The 785-nt window shown below is 45.0% G+C and carries 2 tRNA genes and 2 rRNA genes; all 4 read right to left on the reverse strand.

Features of this window, described 5'->3' with window-relative positions:
• A 23S ribosomal RNA gene (locus GTQ48_RS17445) occupies positions 1–97 on the reverse strand; the annotation flags it as partial.
• 315 nt (positions 98–412) lie between these two features.
• Positions 413–488: transfer RNA gene (locus GTQ48_RS17450), tRNA-Ala, on the reverse strand.
• Positions 489–531: 43 nt separating this feature from the next.
• Positions 532–608: transfer RNA gene (locus tag GTQ48_RS17455), tRNA-Ile, on the reverse strand.
• A 109-nt stretch (positions 609–717) separates the two neighbouring features.
• Positions 718–785 (reverse strand): 16S ribosomal RNA (locus GTQ48_RS17460); the annotation flags it as partial.

Below are 785 nucleotides of genomic sequence, written 5' to 3' on the forward strand. Positions count from 1 at the left end.
GCATTTTGTCGGCTCACCACAGCTTTTCGCAGACTTACACGTCCTTCATCGCCTCTAACTGCCAAGGCATCCACCGTATACGCTTCGTCACTTAACCATACAACCCTAAAAAGCCTTGAGTATCGGCCTCATGTCCGCCTTTTGACGTCGGACACGGGTAATGTTGTATGCATGACAAGCTAATCGGAAGAATTGCCTTGCTATCTTCTTTGTTAACCGAACAAGTCGATTAACCCGCCTTGCGGCGTTGTCGATAACAAGCAATTCAAGTCAAGTAGAGTAAAAAGTGCGTCTTTCGACTTCTCAATTACTCTTTTGATTGATTACTATTAATATCAGCTTTCCAAATTGTTAAAGAACATATCGTGGTAAAAAACCACTTTTAAATACACTTTATAAATGCACTTAGAAGTGGTGGAGCTAAGCAGGATCGAACTGCTGACCTCCTGAATGCAAATCAGGCGCTCTCCCAGCTGAGCTATAGCCCCATATAAAATCTTTCGCGGGTGACAAAGCAAATGCGGAAGAAGTTGGTAGGCTTGGGCAGACTTGAACTGCCGACCTCACCCTTATCAGGGGTGCGCTCTAACCAGCTGAGCTACAAGCCTAACTTGCTCATACTCTGTATAGAGTGAGTACTACCTTTTGGTGTTCTCTAATTTTCTAGACAAAACAATCTGTGTAGGCACTGCATCAAGGGCGTCATCGACGTAATAGTAAGGAGGTGATCCAACCCCAGGTTCCCCTAGGGTTACCTTGTTACGACTTCACCCCAGTCATGAAAC

It is taken from the genome of Alteromonas genovensis (genome assembly GCF_010500895.1).
Classification (GTDB): Bacteria; Pseudomonadota; Gammaproteobacteria; order Enterobacterales; family Alteromonadaceae; genus Alteromonas; species Alteromonas genovensis.